Origin of the sequence: Amycolatopsis sp. lyj-108, assembly GCF_046549005.1 — a bacterium.
Lineage (GTDB): Bacteria > Actinomycetota > Actinomycetes > Mycobacteriales > Pseudonocardiaceae > Amycolatopsis.
On the sequence record NZ_JAJPWQ010000004.1, the window covers coordinates 228,089 to 252,898 of the forward strand.

The following is a 24,810-nucleotide window of genomic DNA, read 5'->3' on the forward strand; positions in this document are numbered from 1 at the left end:
GGCGGCAAGGACACCCAAACGAACCGCTGATCGAGTCTCAGAGGAGCTTTCGCAGCACTTCCCGCAGCGCGGCGAGAGCAGCCTCGGGCTGGTCCCAGAAGACCATGTGCCCGGCTTCCGGAATCTCGACGAGCCCGGCCGAAGGGTTGCACTCAGCGGCTTCGGCCACACCGGCGGCGGTGACGACCGGGCTCTCGCCGCCGTACAGAAAGAACGTCGGAGCGGGCACCTCCGGCCAGTCGGTGAAGAAGTCCTCCGATTCGAAACCGGCGTGGGTGGCGGCGATCGCGTCACGGGAACACGACGACAGCCAGCGGGCACGCAACTCCTGTTCCCGGCGCGGCCATCGTGGCCAGGACCGGGCCACCTCGTCGGCGTCGGTCCCCCGGCGGGCCTGGGCGAGTTGCCCGAGGAAGGCGTCGAGGGTGGTGGGGTACGGCTCCCGTCCGGGGCCGCTCAGCGGAGGGTCGATGAGAACGGTGCCGCGAAGCCGGGAACGGCCGACGGCGGCGGCCCGTGCGGCGATCCGCGCGCCCATGGAGTGCCCGAGCAGGATCGGGTCGCGCAGTTCCAACCCGGCCACGACCGCGTCGACGTCCGCGGCGTAGCTCGCCAGGTCGTAGCCGTGCAGGGGATCCGGCGCGTCGTCGGACAGGCCGCGGCCGCGGACGTCGAGTACGAGCGGGCGTACGAGATCGGTGAGTTCCCGCGCCACGAAATCCATCGTGACGGCCGGACTGGTGATCCCGGGCAGCACGAGCACCGGGACACCGTCGGCGGGACCGTAGTCGAGCACGTGCAGCCGGACCGGACCCGACCGCACCCAGCGGCTGGTCGCGGAAACGCTGCCGAGGTCGGCCAGCGCGGGCTGGCCGAGCGTTCGAAGTGGCGCCTTTCCGAGGTAAGCCACCGCATCTTCGACGCTGACGACGTCGGCGTATTTGGCCTGGAGGTCGAACAGTGCGGCGTCGTGCGGTCCCTGGGCGCGGTCACCGCAGGCTTCCCGGACGACGAGGGTGTTGAAGCCGGACTGGACGGCGTCGACGGCGGTCGCGCGGACGCAGCCCGACGTGGTGGCGCCGCAAACGACGACGGTGTCCGCGCCCAGACTCGTGAGGAGAGCGGCCAGCGCGGTTCCGTGGAACGCCGAGGCGCCCTTCTTCAAGACGAAATGGTCGCCCTCGCGCTGTTCGAGGCGAGGGTCGAGAGCGATGGCTTCGCTTCCTTCGCGCAGGGCTCGCATCCCGGGTGCTTTCCGGAGCCAGGCGATGGCGTCGCCGTCCGCCTCGGCGGGCGTGTAACTGATCGCCGTGTAGATCACCGGCACGTCCTGCCGCCAGGCCGTGGCCACGAGGGCGGCGGTCGCGGTCACTTCGGCGGTGAGGTCCGCTCCGGACGGGAAGCCGGGTTCGGTGAATCCACGGGTCAGGTCGACCACGACCAGCGCCGGACGGGATCCGCGGGGCACGCTCGCGCCGAAACCGGCTCGGTCGTACACGCTGTCGAGGTGTTCATCGACGGGCACGCTGCAACTCCTTGATCAGTTTGTCCTGAGTGCGGATCCGGCCGAGCAGCCAGCCCTGGAACAGCCCGAGCGCCGCGGCGGCCGCGATCGCGCCGTAGCGCTTGACGTTGTCGGGAACCAGCATGGCCAGCCCGTCGAGCGCCTCACCGCCTTGCGCGGGAACGGATTTCGCCACCGGCGCGGGCTCCCCCGAGGCAGGCTGCCGCAACTGGTCGGCGAGGTTGCGGGCGAACTGGTCGAGCAGCCGGGTGGACACGGCGCCGATCGCGCCCTTGCCGAACTGGGCGAGTTTGCCGCGGATCGACAGGTCGGTGCGCAACTCGATGGTGGCGCCGCCGGGTGCCTCGCGCACGGTCAGCGTGACGTCGGCTTCGGCGTCGCCGTTGCCGTGGGCGTCCGCTCCCCTGGCCAGCAACCGCAGAGTGCGGTCGGCCTCGGTGACGTCGGTGAAGCGCACGGTGCCGGAGTACGCGGCGGTGATCGGGCCGACCTTGACCTTGACGCGGCCGAGATAGGCGTCGTCCTGCCGCCCGTCGAGGGTCGCGCCCGGGAGGCAACCCGCCACCCGCTCGACGTCGTTGATCAAGGCGAAGACCGCATCGGGTCCGGCCGGTACGGACAGCTGGTTTTCCAGGATCACGCTGTCGCCTCCTTTTCCTTGGCGTGGCACCGACGGGTCGCGGTCGCCTCGACCGCGTCCACGATCGTCTGGTAACCGGTGCAGCGGCACAGGTTCGCCGACACGGCCTCGCGGATCTCCTCGCGGCCGGCGTCCGGCCGCTGGGCGAGGAATCCTTCGGCCAGCATGAGGAATCCGGGTGTGCAGAAGCCGCACTGCAGGCCGTGGTGCTCGCTGAAAGACCGTTGCAGGTCGGAGAGTTCGCCGTCGTGGCTCAGTGATTCGACCGTGCGGATCTCGGCGGTTTCCGCTTGGACGGCGAACATCAGGCAGGCCCGCACCGGTTCGCCGTCGACGAGAACGGTGCAGGCGCCGCACACTCCGTGCTCGCAGCCGACGTGGGTGCCGGTGAGCCCGAGGTCGTGGCGCAGGACGTCGAGCAGGGTCTTGCGCGGCTCGACGAGGGTTTCGTGCTCGTCGCCGTTGACGTTCAGGACGATCAGGTGCCGGTCGGTCATGATGGGACGCTCATTTCCTCGGGGATCCGCGTTTCGAGCGCGGCGAGCACGGTCTGCGGATGGACGGGGGTCGTGTCGAGTTCGATCCCCGTATGGCGCAGCGCGTCGTTGATCGCGTTCAGCACGGCGGCCGGCGCGCCGATGGTGCCGCCTTCGCCCGCGCCCTTCGCACCGCTTTCTGTGAAGGCGCAAGGTGTTTCGAGGTGTGTGACGGTGATGTCGGGGATCTCCGTCGCGGTCGGGACGAGGTAGTCGATGAAGCTGGCGGCCGACGGTTCGCCGTTGCCGGCATAGGTGACCTCCTCGAACAGCGCGCCGGCGATGCCCTGTGCGATCCCGCCGCGGCATTGCCCGTCGACGACCTGCGGATGGATCACGACCCCGCAGTCCTCGACGCACGCGTAGCGCAGGATCTTGATCTGCCCGGTGCCCGGATCGGCCTCGACGACCACGGCGTGGGTGGCGTTGGAGAAGGTCCCGTCGCCGGGCACGTCGAAGCTCGCCGTGGCCGTCAGCGTCGGTTCGACGTCCTTGGGCAGCAGGTGACTGCGCAGGTACGCCACGTCGGCGATCTCCTCGAACGACGCGCGCCGCTCCGGGTGGTCGATCTGGACGACGCCACCGTCGCCGTCGAGGCGGACGTTGTCGGGACTCGTTTCGAGCAGGTGCGCGGCGATCTTGCACAACAGCTCGCCGAGCTTCCCGGCCGCGAGGGACACCGCCGAGCCACCGATCGTCACCGAACGGGAAGCGAAAGTCCCCCATCCGTAGGCGATGCGCTCGGTGTCACCCTGGCGCAGTTTGACCTGGTCGAGATGCAGCCCCAGCCGGTCGGCCACGATCTGCGCCAGCGTCGTCTCGTGGGACTGGCCGTGGTTCATGGTGCCGCTGGTGACGACGACGGATCCAGTGGTGTCCATGCGGATTTCGGAGATGTCGAAGCCGGGGACCACGGCCATTTTCCGTTTGGCGAAGGCACCGGATCCGTAGCCGGTCCGCTCCGAGAAGCAGCAGTAGCCGATGCCGATGTGCCTCCCCTCAGCGGCGGCACGGTCCCGGGTCTCGTACCAACCCTCGTCGCGGAGAGTGACTTCGGCCAGTTCCAGCGACTCGCGATAGGTGCCGGGGTCGTAGGTGATGCCGTTGACGCCGGTGTACGGGAACTGGGTGATCACGTTGCGCCGCCGGATCTCGACGGGGTCGAGGCCGAGTTCCCGTGCCGCGCGTTCCATGACCCGTTCGATCGCCATCACGTACTGCGGGCGGCTGACGCCGCGATAGGGCGCCGTCGGCGCCTTGTTGCTGGTGATGGCGCGGGCGCGGACCCGGTACTCGGGCACCTGGTACACGCTCGGCATCTCGGCAGACGCCATCAGCGGCTCGATCCCCGCCGTGAACGGATAGCAGGAGTACGCACCCATGTCGCAGACGACGTCGACGTCCAGCGCGGTGATGCGGCCGTCTCCGTCGAACGCCGCCAAGGTGCGGTAGCGCTGCTCCCGTGCCAGGAAGCCGGCCGTGAGCGCCTCCCGGCGGTCCTCGATCCACTTCACCGGCCGGTTCAGCCGTCGTGCCACCGCCGCGACCGCGATCTCCTCCCGGCCGACCACGCATTTCTGCCCGAAGCCGCCGCCCATGTCGGGAACGGTCACCCGCACGGTGCGCTCGGTGACCCGCAGCGAGCGGGCCATCGCCGTGCGCACCTGGTGCGGCACCTGGGTACACATCTGCACGAGCAGCTGGTCGTCGTGATCGTCCCAGGACGCGACCACTCCGCGTGTTTCGAGCGGGAGCGCGTTCTGGCGCCCGCTCTTCGTGACGACCTCGACCACGCAACCGCCGTCCGCACGGGCCGCCTCGAACGCCGCGTCGACACCGGGAGTGTCGAACATGGACACGTCGAGCAGCACGTTGCCCGGCGCCTCCTCGTGCACGAGCGGCGCTCCTTCGGCGAAAGCCGACTCCTCCGAGATGATCGCGCCGAGCGGCTCGTAGCTCACGATCGCGGCCTCGACGCCGTCCTCGGCGCTGTACGGATCACGCGCGATGACCAGTGCCACCGGCTCGCCGGTGAACCGGACCTTCTCCCTGGCGAGGATCGGCATCGCGGTCGGCGAGAACTCCTCGGGCGGGCGGTCGAGCAGCGCGACGATGTCACCGAGATCGAGATCCCGCGCCGTGTAGGCAGCCACGACGCCGTCGACCGCCAGGGTGGCCGACAGGTCGATCCCGGAGATCGTGCCGTGCGCGACCGTCGAGCGGACGAAGGCCGCGTGCAGCATCCCGGTCAGCTGGATGTCGTCGACGAACCGACCCCGGCCGCTCAGGAAACGGGGGTCTTCGCGTCGCGGCACCGAGGCCCCGACCCAGCGACCGTTCCGCCCGTCGAATCGTGGAGTCATCGCGTCGCTCCTTTCTCCCACGCCTGGCCCAAGGCCTTGGCGACGAGGGTTCGCGCCAGCCGTCGGCGGTAGGTACCGCTGCCCGCCGCGTCATCGGGAGGGTCGATGGCCGCCGCCGCGGCCTCCCCGCACGCGGCGAACAGCTCCGGCCCGGGAACACCTCCGGCGAGCAAGGACTCGGCCTCGGGAACCCGGACGGGCGCCGGGGCCACGCCGCCGAGCACCACGCGTCCACCGGCCAGCGGAGCACGATCGCCGGGGCCCGCGTCCAGGCTGACCGCGGCGTCGACGATCGCGAAATCGCCGTGGCGGCGGGCGAATTCGGTCAGCGCGGCCCGGGGCGCCGGACGGGTGAAGCGCACGGCCGTCACCACCTCGTCCGGTTCGATGGCCGTGCTGTAGAAGCCGTGGAACATCTCCCCCGCCGGGATCTCGCGGCGGCCGCCCGGGCCTTCGGCGACGATCACCGCGTCGAGCAGCAGGGCGAGCAGACACCATTCCGCGGTGGCGTCGCCGTGCACGATGCTGCCCGCCACCGTGCCGCGGGAGCGGATCGGCAGATGCCCCACCCACCGCATGGCACGGGACAGCACGGCGAAGTCCGGTCCGAGCGCGGCGACCTCCACCGTCCGATGGGTGACCATCGCCCCGATGGTGAGCCCAGAATCCGTATGGCTGAAGGAACTCAGTGTCGGATCCCGGCGCAGCGGGCCGAGGTCGACCAGAGCCGTCGGCCGGGCGAGCCGGAAGTTCATCATCGGCATCAGGCTCTGTCCACCGGCGATCAGCTTCGGATCCTCGCCCGCCGCGGCGAGCTCGCCGAGCAGGCCGACGGCGTCGGAGACGTCGTGCGCCCGGTGGTAGCGGAACGCGGCGGGCTTCACGGAGCCGGAGCCGAGGTCGTACCGGTCGCGGGCTCCGCCGGGTCGACGATCCGGTCGAGTTCGCGCCCCCGGGTCTCCGGCGCGCCCATCATCATGAACACGACCGCCGCGACCACGAGCAGCCCCAGCACGGTAAAGGTCAGGGGCAAGCCGAGCACCGGCCACAGGACGCTGCCGAACAGCAACGGCGCGAAGCCGGTGATCGCCCGGCTCGACGAAGACGCCCAGCCGAAGCCGGAGGCACGGAGTTCGGTCGGGTAGAGCTCGGAGACGTAGGCGTACATCACCGGGATGACCACCAGGGCGAACAGGCCGAACGCGCCGATCGCCACGACCGCCGCGGCCGGGGTGTCCAGCAGCAGCGAGAACACGACCAGTGACAGCGCCGTGACCGGCCCGGCGACCATGATGATCCGTTTGCGGCCGACCTTGTCGACGAGGAGCACGGCGATCGCGACGCCGACGATGCCGGTCGCGTTCATGAGCGCGGTCGAGGCGAAGGCGGCGATCTCCCCGAAACCCTGTGCCCGCAGGATGGACGGCATCCAGCTGAGCGCGGCGTAGTACACCAGCATGACGGTGATGAACAACGACCACGCGACACCGGTGATCCGCGGGTTGAACGCCCACACCCGGCGAAGCTGATCGAACGCCGCCGCGAGCGCGCCACCGCGGGTGTCCTCCACTACCGCGGGCGGGATCGAGTAGGGCTCAGGGGCCGCTCCCGTTCGGCGGACGAGATCGTCGATGACCGTGCGTGCCTCCGCTTCGCGTCCCTTGCGCACCAGGTACAGCGGTGATTCCGGGATACCGCGCCGCACCCAGAACAGCAGCAGCGCGGGCAGGATCATCAGCACCAGCATCCAGCGCCAGTTCCCGGAAACCGGGACCAGCAAGGTCGCGGTGACGGCGGCCAGCGTGGTGCCGATCGGCCACCAGCCGTCCATCGCCGAAAGCACCCGGCCGCGATGGCGTCGTGGAGAGAACTCGCTGACGATCGCGTAGTCCACCGGGATACATCCGCCGAGTCCGATGCCCGCCAGGAAACGCAGCAGCAGGAACGACTCCACGTTCGGCGAGAGCGCGCCGAGCACGGAGAACAGCGCGAACAGCAGGAGCGTCACGCTGAACGCCCGCTTCCGGCCGATGCGGTCCGCCACCGTGCCCCAGATGACCGCGCCGACGGCCATGCCGATCAGATTGGCCGTCGCCACCAGTCCTTTCTGGCCGGCGGACAACCCGAATTCCGCCCCGACCAGCGGGGTGAGGAATCCGTTCAACGCCACGTCCCAGGCGTCGAACATGTAGCCGAGGCCACCGATGAGGAAGATCTTTCCTTGCACGCTCCAACGCCAGGGCAGGTCCTGGACGATCTGATCTCCAGTGCGCATGAATGGCTCCGTCGCGCCGGCCAGTCCGCTCCTCAGCGGGCGAACTGGTAATGGATGGACTCGGTGTCGGGATCGGTGAGCGGGCTGCCGTTCCACAGCCAGTCGTAGGAGACGTCGGATTCGCCGTCGAACCGGCGCAGCTTCTCATCCCGCTCGCGCTGCTCGGGACCGTCGGGCAGGTGGTAGAAGTCCATGTTCTGCAGTGACGCGTCCTGCACCATGCCCGCGTGCTTGGCGCGCCGGTCCACGTACCGCATCAGGGCGCCGTCGATCCCGTCGCGGGTGACCCGCCCGAGCTCCTCCGCGAGCACCGCGGCGTCCTCCATGGCCTGGGACGCGCCTTGTGCCTGGTAGGGCAGCATCGCGTGGCAGGCGTCGCCGAGCAGGGCGATCCGGCCGTCGACCCAGACGGGATCACGGCGACGACGGTACATCGCCCACACCGAGACGTCCTCGTCCTTCGCCTTGGCCAGCATGGCCGGGACCCGGTCGTCCCAGTCGCGGTATTCGGCGGCGAGTTCGGCGGCGGTGGCCGGACCGCTCCAGTCCCTGGCGACCGGCTCGGTGCACGGCACGATCGCGACCACGTTGAGGTACTGGCCGCCGCGGATCATGTAGTGCACCAGATGCTTGTTCGGGCCGTACCAGATCGTGGAGTGGTAGCGGTCGACCAGGAACCGGGTAGTGGGGTCCTGTGCGATCAGGTCTCCGGAGATCAGGGCGCGGTACGCCATCTCGCCGGAGAACTCCAGGGTGTCGTCGAATCCGGCGAGATCACGCACCGCCGACCGGATGCCGTCGGCGCCGATCACCACGTCGCCGGCGAACCGTCGCCCGTCGGCGGTGAGCACAGCGGGCCGCTCCGGTTCACTGCGGTCCAGGTCGGTCACTCGCGCACCGGTCGCCACCCGCACCACCGGACCGGGGACCTCCGGATCCAGGCAGGCGTCCAGCAGGACTCCGTGCAGATCGGCGCGGTGGTAGTGCCAGTACGGGGCGCCGTACTGGTCGATCACGCGTCCGCCGAGCGGCAGCTGGGCGATGATGCTCCCGTCGGCCCAGCGACGGCGGACCTGGTCCTGCGGCTCGGTCCGCACCCGTTCCAGCCGGGCACGCAGGCCGAGCCCGATGAGGATCCGGCTCGCGTTCGGCGCGGTCTGGATCCCCGCGCCGATCTCACCGAGTGCCGGCGCCGCCTCGACCACGGTGACCCGAAGTCCTCGCTGCCGCAGGGACAGCGCGGCGCACAGCCCGCCGAGGCCGCCGCCGACGACGATGACCTCAAACGACTGACTCGCGGCCATGCCCGCCTCCCGTCTTCGTCAATTCCCCGGCGCCGCTGAGCAACCGCCCGGCGCCCGGCACCCGGGGCTCGACCCCGAGTTCGGACAGGATCCGGAACGTCGTGGCGGTCGCCGCCGACAGGACCGGGATCCCGATTTCGTCCTCCACCGGCTGGACCGCGGACAGCGACGGCATCTGGACACAGGCCGAGAGCACCAGCGCGTCCACATCGGACAGATTCAGCCTCCGGTGGTGCTCCCGCAACCCGGCCGGATCCAGCCGTGCCACGGCGAGGTTGTCCGACACCTCGAGCGACAGCGCGTCGGCCACCTCGATCCCCGCGTCCTCGATGTAGTCCACCACCGCCTGGGTGAGCGGCTTCAGATACGGCGTGATGATCGCGACCTTGCGGGCACCCAGCGCACGGATACCCGACAGCAACGCACCGGCACTGGACACGACCGGCGCCTCGGAACCCTCGTCGCGCAGCACGCGCTCGATGTCGGCCTCGGCGGTGCAGTGGTAGCCGGGCCCCTGGGCCATGATCGCCACCAGGCACGCGGTGGCCACCACGTCCGGCCGGGCGTCAGCCAATTCGGCGGCCGCCCGGCCCGCCTGCGCGTTCATCGCCCGCAGCTGTTCCGGTTCGACGTGCTTCATCCTGGCCCGCGCGGAATGGAAGACGAACCGGTCCCCCGGCTCGGCCTCTTCCCTGGCACGCAGCATCCTCGGCAGCTCGGTCTCCATCGTGAGGTTCGAGCTGGGGACGATCATCCCGATGTGGTGGTCGCTCATCGACGACCCGCCGGACGCATCTCGGAAACGGTCAGCTCGCCGTTGTCGACGATCAGTTCGTCGTCCAGGTACAGGGAATTGCCGCGCATCGGGATGTCGAAGTGGCATGGGGTGTCGTTCGGGCCGCCGAGCTCGTTGTTGGGGCCGATGGAGAACATCACGTTGCCGTAGAAGCTGCGCAGTTCCATACCCATTCCGCCGGGGAACTGGGTCAGGCCGTGCCAGTGCGCACGCTCGTCGAGCCCCCAGCCGACGTGACTCATGCCGTAGCCGCGGGGGTCTTCGAAGCTTTCGATGTAGGACCGCAGCAGGTCTGCGTCCAGCCCGGTCGATCCGGCGCCGCCGCGGATGTCCCGGATGAAACCCTGCTCGATGGTGATTTCCACCGGCGTCTGTACGTAGGTGTTGAACGGCAGCAGGACATCTCCCGGTGACAGCACGATCTTCCCGTCGACGCCGTCGTCGGCGCCGCCGGTGAACACGAACGCCGCCGGCCAGTGGTCCCAGCGGCCGGGGGTGTCGGTGTAGCCGTACTCGGACAGCGTCGGGTAAACGCCCAGCTGATAGGTGACATCGGTACCCGCCGGACTGGTGATCCGCATGGTGCCCGCCTTGGCGAGCAGCTCGGCCCCGATCTCCACCCGCTCCCGCAGTTCCTTCGTCGGCATGAGCCGGGCCAGCAGCTCGGGCGGCTCGACCGCCGTGAGGATGCGGGTGCCCGCGTCCTGGATGGCGAACTGTTCCTTGCTGAACAACAGGAACGTGCAGTCGACCACCATGTCCACGCTCTTGAGCGCCTCGACCGCGAGCGGGATGTTCCCGAGGCCCGAATCCCCCACGGCCCAGGCGCCCGCGGCGCTGACCGGCGAGGGCAACCGCATGTGGTAGGCCGAGGCACCCAGCTGCTGGGCGGCCCACAGGAAAGCGTCGGCGTACTCCGCCCGCTCACCGCCGCGGGTCAGCACCACCACGGTCTCACCCTCGTGCACCCCCGAGAAAGTCAGCTGGCGCAGGCAGATGTCGTTGAACAGGTTCTGATCCATCGTTGACCACCTCCACATTAATCCGAGCACGTATTATCCGGATGCGCAAGAGTTGCGCCTGGATTCGTGCTCCCGCAACGCATTGGGACCGACACTCATCCGAACACGTACTATCCGGATACGCAAGGGCTCACGGAGGACAGGCTTCGGCGAGGGATGGCCGTGAGCGACCGTCCGGACACGTAGGATTACCCGGGGGCCCGGACAGCGGGTGAAACAGACGAGGGAGAACGACGATGGGTGAACCGGCGCGTACGGGCCGGCGCAGGGAAGACACGCCGGCCGTCACTCCCGCGCCACCCTCCGACCTGCTGGCGGCCCCCGGCTACGGCGCCCGCCGGCTGTACCAGGCGTACCTCGCCGCGTGGAACCGGCACGTGGATCCGGTCCTGACCGGTCCGCAGTTCGCGGTCCTGTCCGCGGTCCGCGCCTACCCCGGGAGCGACCAGAGCTCACTGGCCGGCGCCGTCGCGCTCGACACCTCGACGATGGCCGATCTGTGCCGCAGGCTCGAGCGGCGGGGCCTCATCCAGCGCATCGAATCCCCGCACGACGCGCGCCGCAAACTGCTCTCGCTCACCGACGAGGGCAAGTCCGTCTTGAGTCAAGTCAACCGACGCGCCCGCAGGCTCGACAAGGCGCTCCTCGACGGCGACGGCACCGACGGCGACATCGACATGGCCGCGTTGCTCAACACCCTCGGCGCCCACTGGGAACGGATCGCGTCGGTCGACAAGCTGCGTTGACCCGGCCCAACGCCGTGAGGGCCTCCTTCCCTACCTTCAAGGTAGGCAAGGAGGCCCTCACGGCCCCTGTCCCGTTGACGTCACACGCGTGCTTGGAGTCGGATCTTGCGTGTCTCGGGACGGATGACACCCGGCGCGAGAGTTCGCCCTCCAATCACGCGAGTTCGGTCCGGCGGCTCAGCAGCCCGCGGGTGAGCACGGTGGACGGCGGGGCGGGTTGCCGTCGATGACGTCCTGTTGCCGGTCGGCGTGGACGGCCGCGGCCCGCGGGCCGAGCACGGCGACGTCCAGGGTGCAGGACTCCAGCCAAAGGGGCCTCAGGACGCCGGCCTGACGGCAGATGGTCTCGGACTGGACGCGGACCGAGTAAGCGAGGTTGCTCGCGAAGAACGGTGCCGTCGGGTTACCCGGGGCCACCTGGGCGCAGGGCCGGAGCAGGGACGCGGTGGACGCGACCCGCCAGCTGTTGCCGAACGTGTAGAGATCTGCGAACGCGATCGGGGTGCGGAACCGCGTGCCGTCCTTGGCCTCCAGCAGCGTGGGGCTGTCGTCCGGGTTGCCGAGCAGGCCACGCACCCTGGTCGGCCAGGTGCCGAGGGCGACCGCCAAGTCCGTATAGCCGGTGTTCGCGGTGACGTGGATGCTGTTCCCGGCCTTGTCCCTCACCGTGTACACGTTCGCGGCGCGTTTGATGTCCACCCCGGCCGGCAGCGACAGGGATCCGCCGGACGCCAGCTCGGTCGGCTGGCCGTCCACCACGAGGCGCGTTCCGTCGCACAGCGCGACCTGTGTGGTGCCCATCCTCGTCGCGACCGATCGGTTGACCGAGGTGTTCGGCCACGACGGAGCACCGGACACCTTGCGGGTCTGCACCTCGAACTCACTGCCGGCCTGTGCCTCGACGAAGTCGCCCGAAGCCTGGAAGTCATAGGCCAGCCCGGCGAACGTGACTTCGTGGGTGTCACCGATGGCCACGGCCGAGGCACATGGTGTCTCCGCGCCGAGCACTCCGGGGGCGAGCTTCTTCTGACGGAAGACCACCGCGGGCTTGGTTCCGGTCGGCAGCGGCGGAGGTGCCACGAACGAGAGGTTGTTGGCCTCCTTACTGAAGCCGGTGGAGATGCACAGGGGTTTGGCCGTGCCGCCGTATTCGATCTGCGTGCGGGTGTTGAACTCGGCATTGCCGTTGAACACGGCGGTGGATTCGTCGTCGTAGCCGTACACGTTGAACTCGACGTCCTGCCACTGCGTCCCGATCACGAGTTCGCGGGCGGTCGCCACGGCGACGACGCCCCCGTCGACGGTGAACACGGCCGCGTCCTGGGGCCCGTTCGCGCTGCCGGTCAGCTTGTACCTCGGCATGCTGCTGGTCACGAGTGGCATGTTCGGTGTGGGCGTCCCGGCGCTCTTCTTGTAACAACTGTCGGCCGGCTTGGACTGCCAGCCCGCCGGGCATGGCGCGCCGAGCGACCGCAGCCAGTACTTGATGTACAGCTCACCGCCGCTTCCGTTATTGGCGAACACGAACTGCATCCAGCCCCAGCACTGCGGTTTGCCCGCGCACAGCGGGGTCCTGAATTCGTTGGTGTTGAGCTGGAGCGTGTAGGCGTCCTTGGTCTCCGGCGGTGTGTTGGCCGCGACGGAGGACGTCACGCTCGTCACGTTCTTGACCGTGCCGTTGTCGAACGAGCCGGTCGCCTGCTGGACGGCTCCGGCGGGCGTGCGCGCGATGACACCGAAGTCCCCGCCCGCCATCAGCGTCGGGGGTGTGTCCGCGTGCGCCGCCATCGGCAGCAGAATGATCCCGATCGCGGCCATCGCCGCCGTGCGTCTCTTTCCGCGTATTCGCGATAATCGGCTCGTCACCTGATTCCCTTCCATTCGTTTCAGCATTGAGCGAGAAGGCTGTCCTCCCAGGTCCACACGCCCGGTTGCTGCTGGACTTCCCCATGCCAGAACCGGAATGTGTACGGAGTCGGAATCAAATTGCCGACCTGGCTGCGGATCTGACCGACGAGGTGATACGTGGCGATCTTCCCGTTCTTGATCTCCGAGTACGCTCCCGGTGATGTGCAAGCCGGCTGTCCGGCCAGCGCCTGCGGCTGCATGCCGACCACCGGGAAGAGCAACGGCGAAGGCGGATCACAGCGGGCACGATCGGCCGCATCGAAGCGGTACTGGCCGTTCACCACTTTCTCGTGCAGCCAGTACACGATCCTGCCCGAGCCGACCGGGCGGGAACCGACCCGCCAATGGGTCGAGTAAGGCGCGACGCTGTCACTGAAGCTGCCGTTGATCGTGCACCGCCAGTTCTGCGCGGCTTGCGCGGGCGCCACTCCCGTCACGATTCCGAGTACGACGACCATCACCACGACAATGCCGAGTTCGCGTTTCATGGAGCAGCTCCTGGGGTATTCAGCCGAAACGTCGGCCAGGTCTGGCACCGATCCTGCTCCTGGCACCGCCGACCGGGTAAGCTCCGAATTCGCCCATTCGGCCGTGGGTGAGAATGCCCATCGATTCTGCGGCCATGCGGGCTAGTGTGACCGGGCCGACGAACCAGTAGACTCCATTTGTGGTCTCGACCGGGGGGTCCAGCACGGGGCACGGCGACCTCGCCGAGATCCTGGGGGCACAGGTCGTCTGGTGGCAGCTCGGTTTCCGGACACGCCGGGCGGTGATCCGGCAGGCGCGCAAGGGAAACCGCTTCCCCGATCCGGAGATCTGGGCCGTCGCGCTGGGTTGGGCACGTCATTGGCTCACCGCGCCACGTTGGTGGCGCCGAGTGCGAATCGCGGGCGCGACCGTCCTCGCGATCTTGTACCTTTTGGCGCTGGCGGGCGAATGGGTGGGAGCGGATCCGTTCGTCGCGTTCAACGGCGCGCTCGTGGTCTGTTTGCCGCCGGCCGCGGCTTGGGCCATCAGGCAAGCACGCGTCGCCAGGATGCTGGTTGCTTTGGCACCCGGCCCGCGACCCGAGGGGCCGTCCACCCGGGCTCTGGCGATCCGCACCTCGGGCCTGTTGCTTTCGGTCGGACTCGCGGCGGGCGTGGTCGTCGTGGCCGTCGCCCACCAGCACCCCGAAGGCCGCTTTTGTCCTCCGTTCGTCGTCGACGCTCCGGTCCGCGATTGGTTGCGGCACAACGACGGCCAAGTCGGGACGGGTTGCCCCGCCGGTGACACCCGCAGTAGCTCCGGCGGCGTGCGCTACACCCCGTGGAACGCGCCGAACCGGGGAGTCAGGTTCGGGCCCGACTACGTGATCTACGGCCCGCGCTCCGACCGTCTCACGGTGATGCCGATGGCCATCTTCACCGTTTGGGCCGCCGAGGGCGGGCCGTCGGGGCGGCTCGGTGAACCGATCGACGAGTCGGCGGATCATTCGGTCTGCTACGTGAATTTCCGCGGCGGCGCGATCGTGCTGCCCGTCGGCGGAACACCGCGAGTCCACTTTGGACAGCGTCGGTCCGTTGCCCGCGAATCCGGCGGCCCCTGCGAAGTCCTCGACTGGCCCTGCATCACGACGGCCTCCGCGGCAGGTTCGGGTATCCGGCTGAGCTGGCGGTATCAGACCGCTGACGCGTTCAACGTGGCCTGGTGGCCGGAAAACGACCCGACGCGGTCACGCGTCGAACGCGAAGTCGCAGGTTACGAACTCACCGTGCGCGGCCTGACCGCGGCGACCACCTATCTGGTGGAGGTCCAAGCATGCGAGAAGCATTTCGTGCGCCGCTCGACCTGCACGAGGTTCTCGCCCCCAGTGATCGTCAGAGTGCCGTAGATGCCGGAGGGCCCGAGACATCCGACGCCGATCCTGCTGGTGCTCGCCCTGCGCTGGCTGGCGTTCGGCTGGATGCTGATCGTGGCGTTGATCAGCGGGCAGATCCAGCGGCCCGTCGAAGCGGGGATCGCGCTTCTCGCGACCGGTTGCTGGACGGTCTGGCTCACGATGGCCGGAATCCGGCGGATGCGGCCGGTGCTCGCGATGGACGTGGCGGTGGCCATCGCCCTGACGGTGGCGTACGGCCACATCCATCCTCCGCACGCGCTGCTGACCGAGCACCCGTCCTTCATGGGCGCGTATCCGGCCGCGGCGGTCGCGGCCTGCGGAGCCGTCTACGGACCGCGCGGCGGGTGTACGGCCGGGCTGATCCTCGGCTTGTCCCTGCCGTTCGCCTATGCCGCCAACGAAGTCGCGCTCGACAGGCTTTCCTTCCTCCAGGTGCTGGCCATGATCGGCGGAGGACTCTCTTACGTCTTGCTCGGCGGCACGATCGGGGCGGCCGCCCGCCAGCTCGACGCACTGTACGAACGGGCGAACCGTGCCGGGCTGCGAGCGGCGCGGATGGCCGAGCGGCAGCGGATCGCCGCCCAGATCCACGACGACGTGTTGCAGGAACTCGCCCGGCTGCGCGCGAACATCCGGGAAGCCGGGCCGGCGTGGGCCACCGTCGCGGAGGGGATCGCCCGGCAGGAGTCGGCCCTGCGGGGCCTGGGCGCCGCCGAACCCGATCCACTGCCGACCGACGTCGTGTCGCTGCGCGCCCGGCTGGCCGAACTCGCCGAGCGCCACGACGACGTCGCGGTCCGGCTCATCACCGCGGGCCCGTTCCTGCTGCCCGCGGGTATGGCCACCGAGATCTCCGCCGCGGTGGCCGAACTGCTGACCAATGTGGTCAAACACGCGCGGGCGCACCACGTTTGGCTCACCGTGCTGCCCGACGGCGGCGATATCACGGTCACCGTCCGCGACGACGGTGTCGGGTTCCCGCCCGACCAGGACACGAGCGGGCTCGGCCTGCGGCTCTCGGTGAAGGCCAGAGTGCACCGGATGGCGGGCGGCGTCCGCATCCGCAGCAGTCCCGGCCACGGCACCGAGGTGGAGCTACGTATCCCGAAGGGAAACGACCATGCGTGAGACCCGGATCCGCGTGCTCATCGTGGAGGACCACCCGATCACCCGCGACGGTGTCCGAAATGGACTGGAGCGCGACGGCAGGGCGATCGTGGTGGCCGAGGCGGCCGACGTGCCGACGGCGTGCCGGATGGCCGATCAGGTGCGGCCCGACGTCGCACTGGTCGATCTGAGTCTGCGACCCCACCCCGAAGAACCCACCGGCCGCGGCGTCAGTTTGATCCGCCACCTGCGGCAGCGTCGGCCCGAAGTGCGCGTTCTCGTGCTCTCCCAGGCGGGCCCGGAGGAGTTGCTGGCCGCGATCCAGGCGGGCGCGCACGGCTGCGTCGGCAAGGCCGCCACCTCGGCCGAGCTGACCGACGCGGTCGCCGCCGTGCTCACCGGGCCGGTGCTCCCCGCCGAACTCGCGGCGCATCTGATCGGCGAGCTGCACCGGGACGCCCGGCCGCTCACCACCCGGGAACGCGATGTGCTGCGCTGCCTCGCGAACGGCTACGACAACCGGGAGATCGCCACGCAGCTGCGCATCGCCGTGCGTACCGTGAACCGCCATCTGGAGAACATCCGGGACAAACTCGGCCGGACCCGCCGCTCCGACCTGATCCGCATCGCCCGGGCCCAGCTGCTGCCCTGGAATTCCCGTTGAGGGAAACCCGGCTGGTCACTACGGTCCCTGGCATGACCGCCGAGGAGTTCGTGCCGAGAGGTTTCATCCCGCCGACCTCGCTCGTCACCGACCGGTTCCGCCTGGAACCGCTGGGGCCACAGCACAACGCGGCCGACCATGCCGCCTGGATGTCGAGCATCGAGCAGATTCGCGCCGCACCCGGGTATCCCGACGGGAACTGGCCGCCACAGGAAGGCATGACCCTCGAGGAGAACCTCGTCGATCTACGCCGTCACGCCGACGATTTCGCACGCCGCACCGGTTTCACCTTCACCGTCCTCAGCCCGGACGACGGTGACGTCATCGGCTGCGTCTACCTGTATCCCACGGCCGTCGAAGAGTGGGACGTCACGGTGCAGTCCTGGGTTCGGTCCGACAAGGCGGAGCTCGACGCGGCACTCGCCGACGCCGTCGCGCACTGGCTCGCCGCGGAGTGGCCGTGGAAGCGCGTGGACCGCTGCGGTCGCTAGGCCGTAAGACGATCTTCGAAAGCCCGCAGAGGCCAATCTCGCTACGTTTCGACGCCTCGCTGCCCGAGCAGCAGGCCGCCGACGCTCGCCGCTCCGGCGCTGCCGAGTGCGATCCCCCAGCCGACCGGCCCGAGCGGCGTGCAGCCGAAGAACTGGCTGACCCCGGGGGTCTGGACCAGGATCGCCAGCAGTACGGCGGAGCCAAGCCCCGCGGCGAGGACGGTGCCGTCCCGGCCGCCGACGGCCAGCGTCTGCCCGAGCTGGGTGCCGATCAGGGAGACGAGCGCGATCGTGCTCGCCCGCCGTTGCCTGCCGGTCACCCTCGCGAGGGTCCACGCGACGGATGCCCCGAGTGTCGTGGTCACCGCGCGTGTGGTGATATCGCGCCGGAGAGCGTTCCCGAGTGACGCGCTGGGCCCCTCGCGCAGCAGTTCCGGCACGGTCTCGCCGTCCGGCCTGCTCAACGCGATCGCCAGCGCGGGCGCCAGGTCGGTGAGCAGGTTCATCAGCAGTAACTGGCGAGCGGTGAGCGGCGAGCGTCCGGTGACGATCGAGCCGAGCACGGTGAAGGCGATCTCCCCCAGGTTGCCGCCGAGCAGGATGCCGAGTGCCTCGCGGACCGACGCCCACATCGCCCGGCCTTCCACCAACGCGGCGACGATCGTCTCCAGCCGGTCGTCGGTCACCACGAGGTCCGCGGCCGCCCTCGCCGCGGCCGTGCCCCGTTGTCCGAGCGCGATCCCGACGTCGGCGAGCCGGATGGCGGGCGCGTCGTTCGCGCCGTCGCCGGTCATCGCGACGACCCGGCCGCCTCGCTGATATGCCTGGATGATCCGGACCTTCTGCGCCGGGCTGCACCGGGCGATCACGTCGACGTCGGCGAGTTCCCGATCGAGCTCCTCGTCGGCGAGTTCCTCGATCCTCGCGCCGGTGAGCACCTTCGTGTCGCCGTTGCGGCCGGTGATCTCCTCGGAGACGGCCTCGCCGGTGGCCGGATGATCGCCGGTGATCATCACCGTGCGCACTCCGGCCTCGCGCAACCGTTCCGCCGCCGGTGCGGCACTGTCACGCACCGGATCCGCCAAGGCGATGAAGCCGAGAAGCCGGAGTTCGTCGACGTCGTCCTCGGAAAGGTCCTTTGTGGACACGGCCTTCTCGGCGACGGCGAGGACGCGGTGCCCGGCGGCGGCCAGGCGTCCCACCCGCTTCTCCAGCCTGCTCCGGACGCCGGACCCCATCGGCCGATCGCCGTGCCGGGTGCACCGGGGAAGGACTGTCTCCGGTGCACCCTTGACGCACATGAGGTACCGCTTGCCGATTTTCCCGTTCGTCGCGTGGAATCCCCGTGACGGCTCGAACGGGACGGCGCCCGACTTCTCCCAGCCACCGGCGTCCACGCCCGCGGTGATGCCGCCTTCGAGCACGGCTTGATCCGTATGGTGCGGCAGATCCTCCGGGTTCTCCGCCCGAGGCGTCGCGCGGACGGCCGCGGCCAGCACCGCCTGGTGACTCTTCCGCAGTCGCCGCACCGCCGCGGTGGTCCTGCCGTCGTCGATCCGGCTGACGCTGAGCTTGCCTTCGGTGAGGGTGCCGGTCTTGTCGAAACAGAGGACGTCGACCCGTCCGAGCGCTTCGATGGTGCGCGGATTGCGGACGAGTGCGCCGTGTTCGGCGAGTCGGCGGGCGGCCGCCAGTTGTGCCGCGTTCACCAGGAACGGCAGGCCTTCCGGCACCGACGCGACCGCGAGGTTCACCGCCGCCCCGACACTTTGCCGCAGCGGTACGCCACGGACGAGTCCGGCGCCCGCGACGGCGGCCGCCGAGCCGACCGCGACGGGCAGGGCCTGTTTGGTGAGCGACGCGAGCCGTGCTTCGACACCGGTTTCGGGGGCGGTGCCTCGTGCGGCGGCCATCCCCCGTCCGACCTCGGTTTCGTCGCCGGTCGCCACGACGACGGCGGACACCTTGCCGGCGGCGACCGTGGTGCCTTCGTACAGCATCGATGCCCGCTCGGCGAGTTCGGCGGCCACGACCGGCGCCGGAGTCTTCGCCACCGGCAGCGACTCCCCCGTCAGCGAAGACTCGTCGAGTTCCGCGCCGGTCGTTTCGAGCACCCGGCAGTCCGCGGGCACGACGTCGCCGGATCGCAGCGACACGACGTCACCCCGCACCAGCGCGTCGGCGACGATCTGCCGCTCGGCACCGTCGCGTACGACGGTGGTCACCGTCGCGGACCGTTCGAAGAGCCCGGCCAGCGCGCGATCGGTGTGCACCTGCTGCACGCTGCCGATCAACGCGGACACCCCGACGATCCCGGCGACCAGCGCGGCGTCGACCGGAGAGCCCACCGCGGCCGAAACCGCCGCGCCACCGGCCAGTACCGGGGTCAGCGGGTTGGCGAGCTCGGCCATGAACGCCTTCGCGATGCTCGTGCCGGCGTTGCCTTCGCCGCCCGCACGACCGGCGGGCGCCCGCCGCCGGGCCTCGCGCTCTTCCAGACCACGCGGGCCCGAGCCGAGCCGGTCGAGCACGAGGTCCGCCGGCATCAAATGCCACGGCGGCGCGACGCGGCCTGAGGAAGGCTCCTTCCACTCGCCGGTGAGAGTCCGAGCACGCCAGATCCCGTCGCCGAAAGCCATGAGCGCCCCGGCGTTCACCGCGCGAAGGCCGCTCGCGGCGGGCCTCCGCCGGGCACCGAGCGCGGTCACACCCCCGATTCCGCCGGCCGCGGTCGCGAGCATCGTCGAGTCGCGGACGACCGCCTTGGCGGCGGTGATCGCCTCGACGAGCAGGAGGGCCGTGCCGACGTCGCGGCCGATCAGGACGTGTGCGCCCCACGGCGGCGGGTTCCCGTCCTCGTGCACGCCGACTCCGCAGTCGGACGCCCCCAGCGCCCGGCGATCGTCGGAGACCAGCATGACCACACGGCCGCACGCCTGGAGTTCGCGAACTGCGTCGAGCGCGACACCATCGTCGGTCTGGACCACCCGCAGCCCAGCGGCCCCGGCCGCGGAAGCCAACGCGTCCACGTCGGGTGAGACCTCCTGCGCGACGGCAAGCAGCCCGGCAGGCTGCCCGTCACGGACCAGGCCCAGCACCCGATGCGCGCCCTGGTCCAGCATCCGCTGTCGTTCGGGGAATCCCTCGCCACCGTCCAGGTCTTCGACCGGGCCGAGCGTCCATTCGCCGTCCCGCCGGACCACCTCGGGTTTCTCCGGGTCGAACAGGGCGAAGGCGGCGGCCGTCAGGTCCACCGGGTCGCCACCGGGCAACGGGACCAGATCGCTGAGTACGTTCGCCCCCGCGCCGAGCGCCGTGGTGTCGATGACGATCGTGTCGATGAGGTCGAGCCCACGCAGCACGGACCGGTCCATCACCAGCGCGCCGCGCCTGGCGAGAACCTGGCCCAGCTGGGCGGCAAAGGCGGCCGCGCCGTTGGATGGGGCCTTGGGCAACGCGGAGATCCCGACCGCGGCGGCGCGCCTCGGCCCGACGAACGGCAGGGCCGCCGCGGCGGCCGTGGCCCCGGCGGCGATGGACCGGCGCGCGTGCCGATCGGCGGCGCTTTCCGGTAGCGGCCACGGCCGTTCGCTCACCACCGATTCGGCACCGGCGTGCTCGCGCTGCCCGACCAGCTTGGACTCGGCCTCGCACCAGGCCCGCTGGTGTGCCTTGGCCTCCCGCCATTGGGTGCCGCGGACCATGATGTCCAGCACCGTTCCCTCGCTGCGGGCAGCGAGACCGTGGACCAGCGCCGCACCGATGGACGTGGCCGAATCCGCCCGCTCCCGTCCGCGCAGCTTCCGGTCCGCCAAGGCACGCAACCGCGGGTGCAGGTCGACGAGTGACGCCAGCGCCGCGACCTCCGTCGGCAACGGAGCCCACGGCATGATCTTCGAAGCCACCGACAGCATCAGTCCCGCGGCGTCCGCGGCGAGGGTGGACGGCAGCCGGGTCGCCGTGGTGCCGTCCGCCGGATGGTGCAGTTCGTCCTCTTCGACCCGCTCGGCCTCGGAAGCAGGCTCCGCCTCGGCTCGTTCGACCGCGCGGATCAGCTCCAGGCGCCGGGGTCCCGGCTCTCCGATCGCGACGACCACCCGGGACGTCGGCGCGTTCACCTGCGCCCAGCGCACGCCGGGGATCTCCGCCAAGGCCCGTTCCACCCGCCGGGCGACGCGGGCGCCGTCCGGTCCCTTCACGCCGTGCGTCTCGATGTAGAGCCTGCCGGGACGCGACCAGACCGCCCGCCGCGGACCGCGTCCCGGGATCCCCTCCAGCGGAAGAAGCGCCAGCCCGGCCAGCCCCCGGGCGACCCGCCCCAGCGTCCGCGACGGTTTGGGGAACGCGACACCCAGCACGTCCACGGTCTCCAGGTCCGTCCGCCGCATGCGGCATCCTCCTCGCGCTCGGGATCTTGTGGATCTCCCCGAGTACCCGCGCGCCGGAACGTCGAACCCCCTCACCACCTCAAGAGGTGACGGAGTCGATCAACCGGTTGTACCGGAGCCTCAGCGCGCGTTCGAGGGCGGAGAGGAATCCCGCCACCGTGAGCGCGATTTTCGCCCATTTCGGCAGCACCAGCGGCGAAGTGAAAGTCCCGACGTGTTCGGCGACGACGGGGATCTTGGTGACGGCCTCCGCGCCCTGGAGCAGGCCGAAAACGAGCGCGATCAGCAGGATCACGAGCGAGACCGCGCCGATCGCGGCACTGGTCCGGGGGAACCGCCGCCCGAACCTCGCCCGCAGTCCTTCCTGCGAACGAGGGTGAGGCCGCAGTGCTCGCTCGTCGCCGTGCTCGGGGACGAAGTGCATGCGCTTCAGCCCGACCGCGCTGGTGGCGACTTCGATGACGCCGCCCGGCACGGGGAACGCCGCGGGCAGGTTGGACCGGAAGAGCTGGACGCCGTCCCGATACAGCGCCGCGGGGCTTTTCCCGTCCGCGTCTTCGTGCTGCTTCCGGGTTTTGGCGTCGGCGAGATACCGGACGTCGACCGCGTAGACGTGTGCTTCGTGATCGAGGTAGAACAGCGAACGGGAGAAGAGCTGCCACCGGCGGTACTCGGCCAGCGCGGATCCGTCCCCGGACCTGACCCTGGAGAGCTGCCACCGTCGTTTGAGCTTCTTGACCATCATCAGCGATCGCTCCTCCTCCGGCATGCCCTCGACGTTCCCGTCGTAGCCCGGTGGCAGGTCCACCAGCTGCGACGGTCGTCGAGCAACCCGATCCGGTGGTAGTAGCGGACGGTCTTCAACGTCGTGCCTGCCGGTTCCGCCGGCTCCCGTGTGCTCCAAGACATCCCCCGCAGTGGACACCGTGCCCCAGGGGCACGGTCAAGCGGCTCGACCCTGCCACTGGGACACGTCTCGAATACATACGTCCTCGGCGACAAGGCCTACGCGGTGAATACGCGCATCACCGGGATCCGGGAAATACGATTCTCCGACGAAGTCTTTCAACGAAACGCACCGAACCAATACGATGGACGGGCGAGAACCGGATGAAGACGAATCCGTCGGATCATCCTTCCCCAAGGGACCTCGGCGGCACAACAGGATCCGGCCTTTGACGTGTCCCGTGCGACGCGTGGGGAATTTGTATCCCCGATCCGCCGTCCGGCCCAAATCCGGCCATCTCATGCGACGACTTTCCCTCTTGTCACCCGATTGCTGGTCCTCACCCGCGTGGAGAAGCGGGAAGATCCATGCCGGACCGCGACGAAAGAGGATTCGGCGAAAAATGACTACCGACGTCGCCGCGGCGGTCGGTTCGACGGATCGCCCGAGCGGCCGAACGTGTTCTTGGCGCATGCGGGCGCCGCCGGGACGACCCGGCCCGGACCGACCGCACGGCCCGGGGCCACCCCGGGCGTCCGTCAATACCCCAAGGGGAACCATGAACCGCGTCACCACGCTCGTAGTAGACGATCAGCCCCTCATCAGATACGCGCTCAGCAGGCTGTTGCGGGATTCGGCAGGGGTGGGAGCGGTGACCGAAGCCGCGAGCGAGCCGGAAGCCTTGTCGCAGTGCGAAAAGAGCCACCCCGACATGGTCATCACGGAGCTGTCGATCTGGGGCGAGCCCGTCGGGACCGCGATCTGCCGGTTCGTCAAGGAACACTTCGAGCGCGCGGCCGTCCTGGTCTTCGCCGGTGACGCCTCGCCTTCGGCCATCGCCATGGCGCTGAACGCGGGTGCGGACAGCTTCGTGCACAAGTCGGCCAGCGGCGGCCAGGTGATGTCGGCGGTACGCTCCACCCTCGCCGGGCAGCGGGTGTGTGTGCAGGCCGGTGGAACCCCGCGGCCGGTCACCGAAGCCGTGCGGTACGCGAGCCTGATGACCAGGCGGGAGGAGGACATCCTCGCGCTGATTCTCTACCGGTGGTCGAACGACGAGATCGCCGAAGAACTGCACCTCGCGACGCAGACGGTGAAGAACTACGTCAGCAGGATCCTGCAGAAGCTGGGCTTCGGCAGCAGGCGCGACCTGTTCCGGGCACTGCGATTCCGGCCGGGCGGCACCCCGCTGCCACGGCTGGAGACCACTCCGCACCAAGGCGGATCGCACGCCGCGGACCGGCTGGCCGGGTACCGCGGCTAGGCCATGCCCTAGGCCGGCCGGGTGGGCGGCGTACCGGAAGTACCGCGACCGGAGCAGGTTCGGTACCCACCGTCTCCTGCGCCGCCGAGATCGTTTTTCTAGCGTTGCAGTCATGACGAAGCCAGGCTTCCCGTTCGTGCTCCTCACGCTCGCCGGAACCCTCGCCCCGGATACCGTCCGGGCCTCGTCGGTCAAGATCCATGAGGTGCTCGGCGGCCCGGCGGGCTACATCGCCCTGCACAACACCGGCACCGTCACGCTCGACATCGGCGGCTGGTCCGTTCAGGCGTGCACAGGCGGAGCCGTGCCCGTCGAGCTGGCCACCATGCCCGCTGGGAGCGAGATCCCCGCCGGTGACCATTTCCTCATCACCGGACAGGGTTTCAGCGGGACCGTGCAGCGGATGGTCGTCGAGGCGATCGTCGGGGACGGCGAGATGCTGCTGGACCGGCGCGGAGCCCGGGTCGACAGCGTCGGATGGGCGCCGTCGTCGCCGTGCCGCGAGAACCAGGCCGCCGTCGCCTGTCCCGGTTCCGCTCAGGCAAGGGACGCCGTCAGCCGCGACACCGACGACAACAAGGCCGACTTCGGCTGCGTACGGCCACTCCCCTGAGATCAGAAAGGTTCGGTCGTGACCCCCCTGTGCGAACTACTCGCCGAACAACGAATCGCGAAAGGCTGGTCACAGTGCGACCTGGTCGCGAAGTTGCATATCCGCTCCGGCAACGAAAGCGTGACGCGAGAGGAGATCTCCCGCTGGGAGCGAGGGAAACGCATCCCCGGCCCGTATTGGCGAGAGCGGCTCAGCGACGTATTGGGCACGCCCAGCCGGGAGCTGGAACTCGCCGCCGCGGTCGCCAGAAGACAGCGGCGGAAAATTATCGGCTGACGGGAAAGTACCGGAAAACTGGCCCCTTTCCGAAGACGCACCCGTTCTCGGATACTTATCTGGT

Annotated in this window: 21 protein-coding genes; 8 read left to right on the forward strand and 13 right to left on the reverse strand. The window is 69.7% G+C overall.

Features of this window, described 5'->3' with window-relative positions; genetic code table 11:
• Positions 1-37: 37 nt before the first annotated feature.
• From ACLJO0_RS17095 to ACLJO0_RS17135, 9 genes are read right to left on the reverse strand one after another with little or no spacing between them, the layout of a single operon-like run.
• Entirely contained in the window at positions 38-1,525 is a 1,488-nt protein-coding gene (locus ACLJO0_RS17095) for an isochorismatase family protein (protein WP_410579498.1), read from the reverse strand.
• Entirely contained in the window at positions 1,512-2,165 is a 654-nt protein-coding gene (locus tag ACLJO0_RS17100) for an SRPBCC family protein (protein WP_410579499.1), read from the reverse strand. The genes ACLJO0_RS17095 and ACLJO0_RS17100 overlap by 14 nt, the downstream gene beginning before the upstream one ends.
• Complete coding sequence (locus tag ACLJO0_RS17105) at positions 2,162-2,662, reverse strand: (2Fe-2S)-binding protein (protein ID WP_125795921.1); 501 nt, start codon at positions 2,660-2,662, stop codon at positions 2,162-2,164. Before ACLJO0_RS17105 ends, ACLJO0_RS17100 begins: the two co-directional genes overlap by 4 nt.
• The gene (locus tag ACLJO0_RS17110; protein WP_410579500.1) at positions 2,659-5,064 is read right to left on the reverse strand and encodes a xanthine dehydrogenase family protein molybdopterin-binding subunit; all 2,406 of its coding nucleotides are present in this window, start codon (positions 5,062-5,064) and stop codon (positions 2,659-2,661) included. Before ACLJO0_RS17110 ends, ACLJO0_RS17105 begins: the two co-directional genes overlap by 4 nt.
• A complete protein-coding gene (locus ACLJO0_RS17115) occupies positions 5,061-5,948 on the reverse strand; it encodes an FAD binding domain-containing protein (RefSeq protein WP_410579501.1) in 888 nt (295 codons plus the stop codon). The genes ACLJO0_RS17110 and ACLJO0_RS17115 overlap by 4 nt, the downstream gene beginning before the upstream one ends.
• Positions 5,945-7,339, reverse strand: coding sequence for an MFS transporter (locus tag ACLJO0_RS17120; RefSeq protein WP_125795924.1), 1,395 nt, complete (start codon positions 7,337-7,339; stop codon positions 5,945-5,947). The genes ACLJO0_RS17115 and ACLJO0_RS17120 overlap by 4 nt, the downstream gene beginning before the upstream one ends.
• Positions 7,340-7,371: 32 nt before the next feature.
• The gene (locus ACLJO0_RS17125; RefSeq protein ID WP_410579502.1) at positions 7,372-8,643 is read right to left on the reverse strand and encodes an FAD-dependent monooxygenase; all 1,272 of its coding nucleotides are present in this window, start codon (positions 8,641-8,643) and stop codon (positions 7,372-7,374) included.
• Positions 8,621-9,418 carry an Asp/Glu racemase gene (locus tag ACLJO0_RS17130; protein ID WP_410579503.1) on the reverse strand — a complete coding sequence of 266 codons (798 nt, stop codon included), beginning with the start codon at positions 9,416-9,418 and terminating at the stop codon, positions 8,621-8,623. The genes ACLJO0_RS17125 and ACLJO0_RS17130 overlap by 23 nt, the downstream gene beginning before the upstream one ends.
• On the reverse strand, positions 9,415-10,461 hold the full coding sequence (locus ACLJO0_RS17135; RefSeq protein WP_125795927.1) for a leucyl aminopeptidase: 1,047 nt from the start codon (positions 10,459-10,461) through the stop codon (positions 9,415-9,417). The genes ACLJO0_RS17130 and ACLJO0_RS17135 overlap by 4 nt, the downstream gene beginning before the upstream one ends.
• Before the next feature lie 236 nt (positions 10,462-10,697).
• On the opposite strand from ACLJO0_RS17135, the gene ACLJO0_RS17140 reads away from it, so the two are divergent.
• The gene (locus ACLJO0_RS17140) at positions 10,698-11,207 is read left to right on the forward strand and encodes a MarR family winged helix-turn-helix transcriptional regulator (protein ID WP_410579504.1); all 510 of its coding nucleotides are present in this window, start codon (positions 10,698-10,700) and stop codon (positions 11,205-11,207) included.
• 177 nt (positions 11,208-11,384) lie between these two features.
• Here the strand turns inward: ACLJO0_RS17140 and ACLJO0_RS17145 are convergent, their stop codons facing one another.
• A complete protein-coding gene (locus ACLJO0_RS17145; RefSeq protein WP_410579505.1) occupies positions 11,385-13,025 on the reverse strand; it encodes a VWD domain-containing protein in 1,641 nt (546 codons plus the stop codon).
• Positions 13,026-13,093: 68 nt separating this feature from the next.
• On the reverse strand, positions 13,094-13,651 hold the full coding sequence (locus ACLJO0_RS17150; protein ID WP_410579506.1) for a hypothetical protein: 558 nt from the start codon (positions 13,649-13,651) through the stop codon (positions 13,094-13,096).
• A 131-nt stretch (positions 13,652-13,782) separates the two neighbouring features.
• Here ACLJO0_RS17150 and ACLJO0_RS17155 point away from each other — a divergent pair, with 131 nt between their 5' ends.
• The 4 genes from ACLJO0_RS17155 to ACLJO0_RS17170 are packed head-to-tail and all read left to right on the forward strand — an operon-like array spanning position 13,783 to position 17,259.
• The gene (locus tag ACLJO0_RS17155) at positions 13,783-14,988 is read left to right on the forward strand and encodes a hypothetical protein (protein ID WP_410579507.1); all 1,206 of its coding nucleotides are present in this window, start codon (positions 13,783-13,785) and stop codon (positions 14,986-14,988) included.
• A complete protein-coding gene (locus tag ACLJO0_RS17160; protein WP_410579508.1) occupies positions 14,989-16,125 on the forward strand; it encodes a sensor histidine kinase in 1,137 nt (378 codons plus the stop codon).
• On the forward strand, positions 16,118-16,768 hold the full coding sequence (locus tag ACLJO0_RS17165) for a response regulator (RefSeq protein WP_410579509.1): 651 nt from the start codon (positions 16,118-16,120) through the stop codon (positions 16,766-16,768). The genes ACLJO0_RS17160 and ACLJO0_RS17165 overlap by 8 nt, the downstream gene beginning before the upstream one ends.
• A 32-nt stretch (positions 16,769-16,800) precedes the next feature.
• The gene (locus tag ACLJO0_RS17170) at positions 16,801-17,259 is read left to right on the forward strand and encodes a GNAT family N-acetyltransferase (protein WP_410579510.1); all 459 of its coding nucleotides are present in this window, start codon (positions 16,801-16,803) and stop codon (positions 17,257-17,259) included.
• Between the two features lie 41 nt (positions 17,260-17,300).
• Here the strand turns inward: ACLJO0_RS17170 and ACLJO0_RS17175 are convergent, their stop codons facing one another.
• Together ACLJO0_RS17175 and ACLJO0_RS17180 are read right to left on the reverse strand one after the other, a co-directional pair.
• Positions 17,301-21,647, reverse strand: coding sequence for an HAD-IC family P-type ATPase (locus ACLJO0_RS17175; protein WP_410579511.1), 4,347 nt, complete (start codon positions 21,645-21,647; stop codon positions 17,301-17,303).
• Positions 21,648-21,726: 79 nt separating this feature from the next.
• Positions 21,727-22,455 (reverse strand): hypothetical protein, encoded by a 729-nt coding sequence (locus ACLJO0_RS17180; protein ID WP_410579512.1) that lies wholly within the window; start codon positions 22,453-22,455, stop codon positions 21,727-21,729.
• A 697-nt stretch (positions 22,456-23,152) separates the two neighbouring features.
• Between ACLJO0_RS17180 and ACLJO0_RS17185 the strand changes: the two genes are divergently transcribed.
• The 3 genes from ACLJO0_RS17185 (at position 23,153) to ACLJO0_RS17195 (ending at position 24,746) form a co-directional block, all read left to right on the forward strand.
• A complete protein-coding gene (locus tag ACLJO0_RS17185) occupies positions 23,153-23,857 on the forward strand; it encodes a response regulator (protein WP_410579513.1) in 705 nt (234 codons plus the stop codon).
• Between the two features lie 112 nt (positions 23,858-23,969).
• Positions 23,970-24,470 carry a lamin tail domain-containing protein gene (locus ACLJO0_RS17190; RefSeq protein ID WP_410579514.1) on the forward strand — a complete coding sequence of 167 codons (501 nt, stop codon included), beginning with the start codon at positions 23,970-23,972 and terminating at the stop codon, positions 24,468-24,470.
• Positions 24,471-24,488: 18 nt separating this feature from the next.
• Complete coding sequence (locus ACLJO0_RS17195; RefSeq protein ID WP_410579515.1) at positions 24,489-24,746, forward strand: helix-turn-helix domain-containing protein; 258 nt, start codon at positions 24,489-24,491, stop codon at positions 24,744-24,746.
• Positions 24,747-24,810 lie beyond the last annotated feature (64 nt).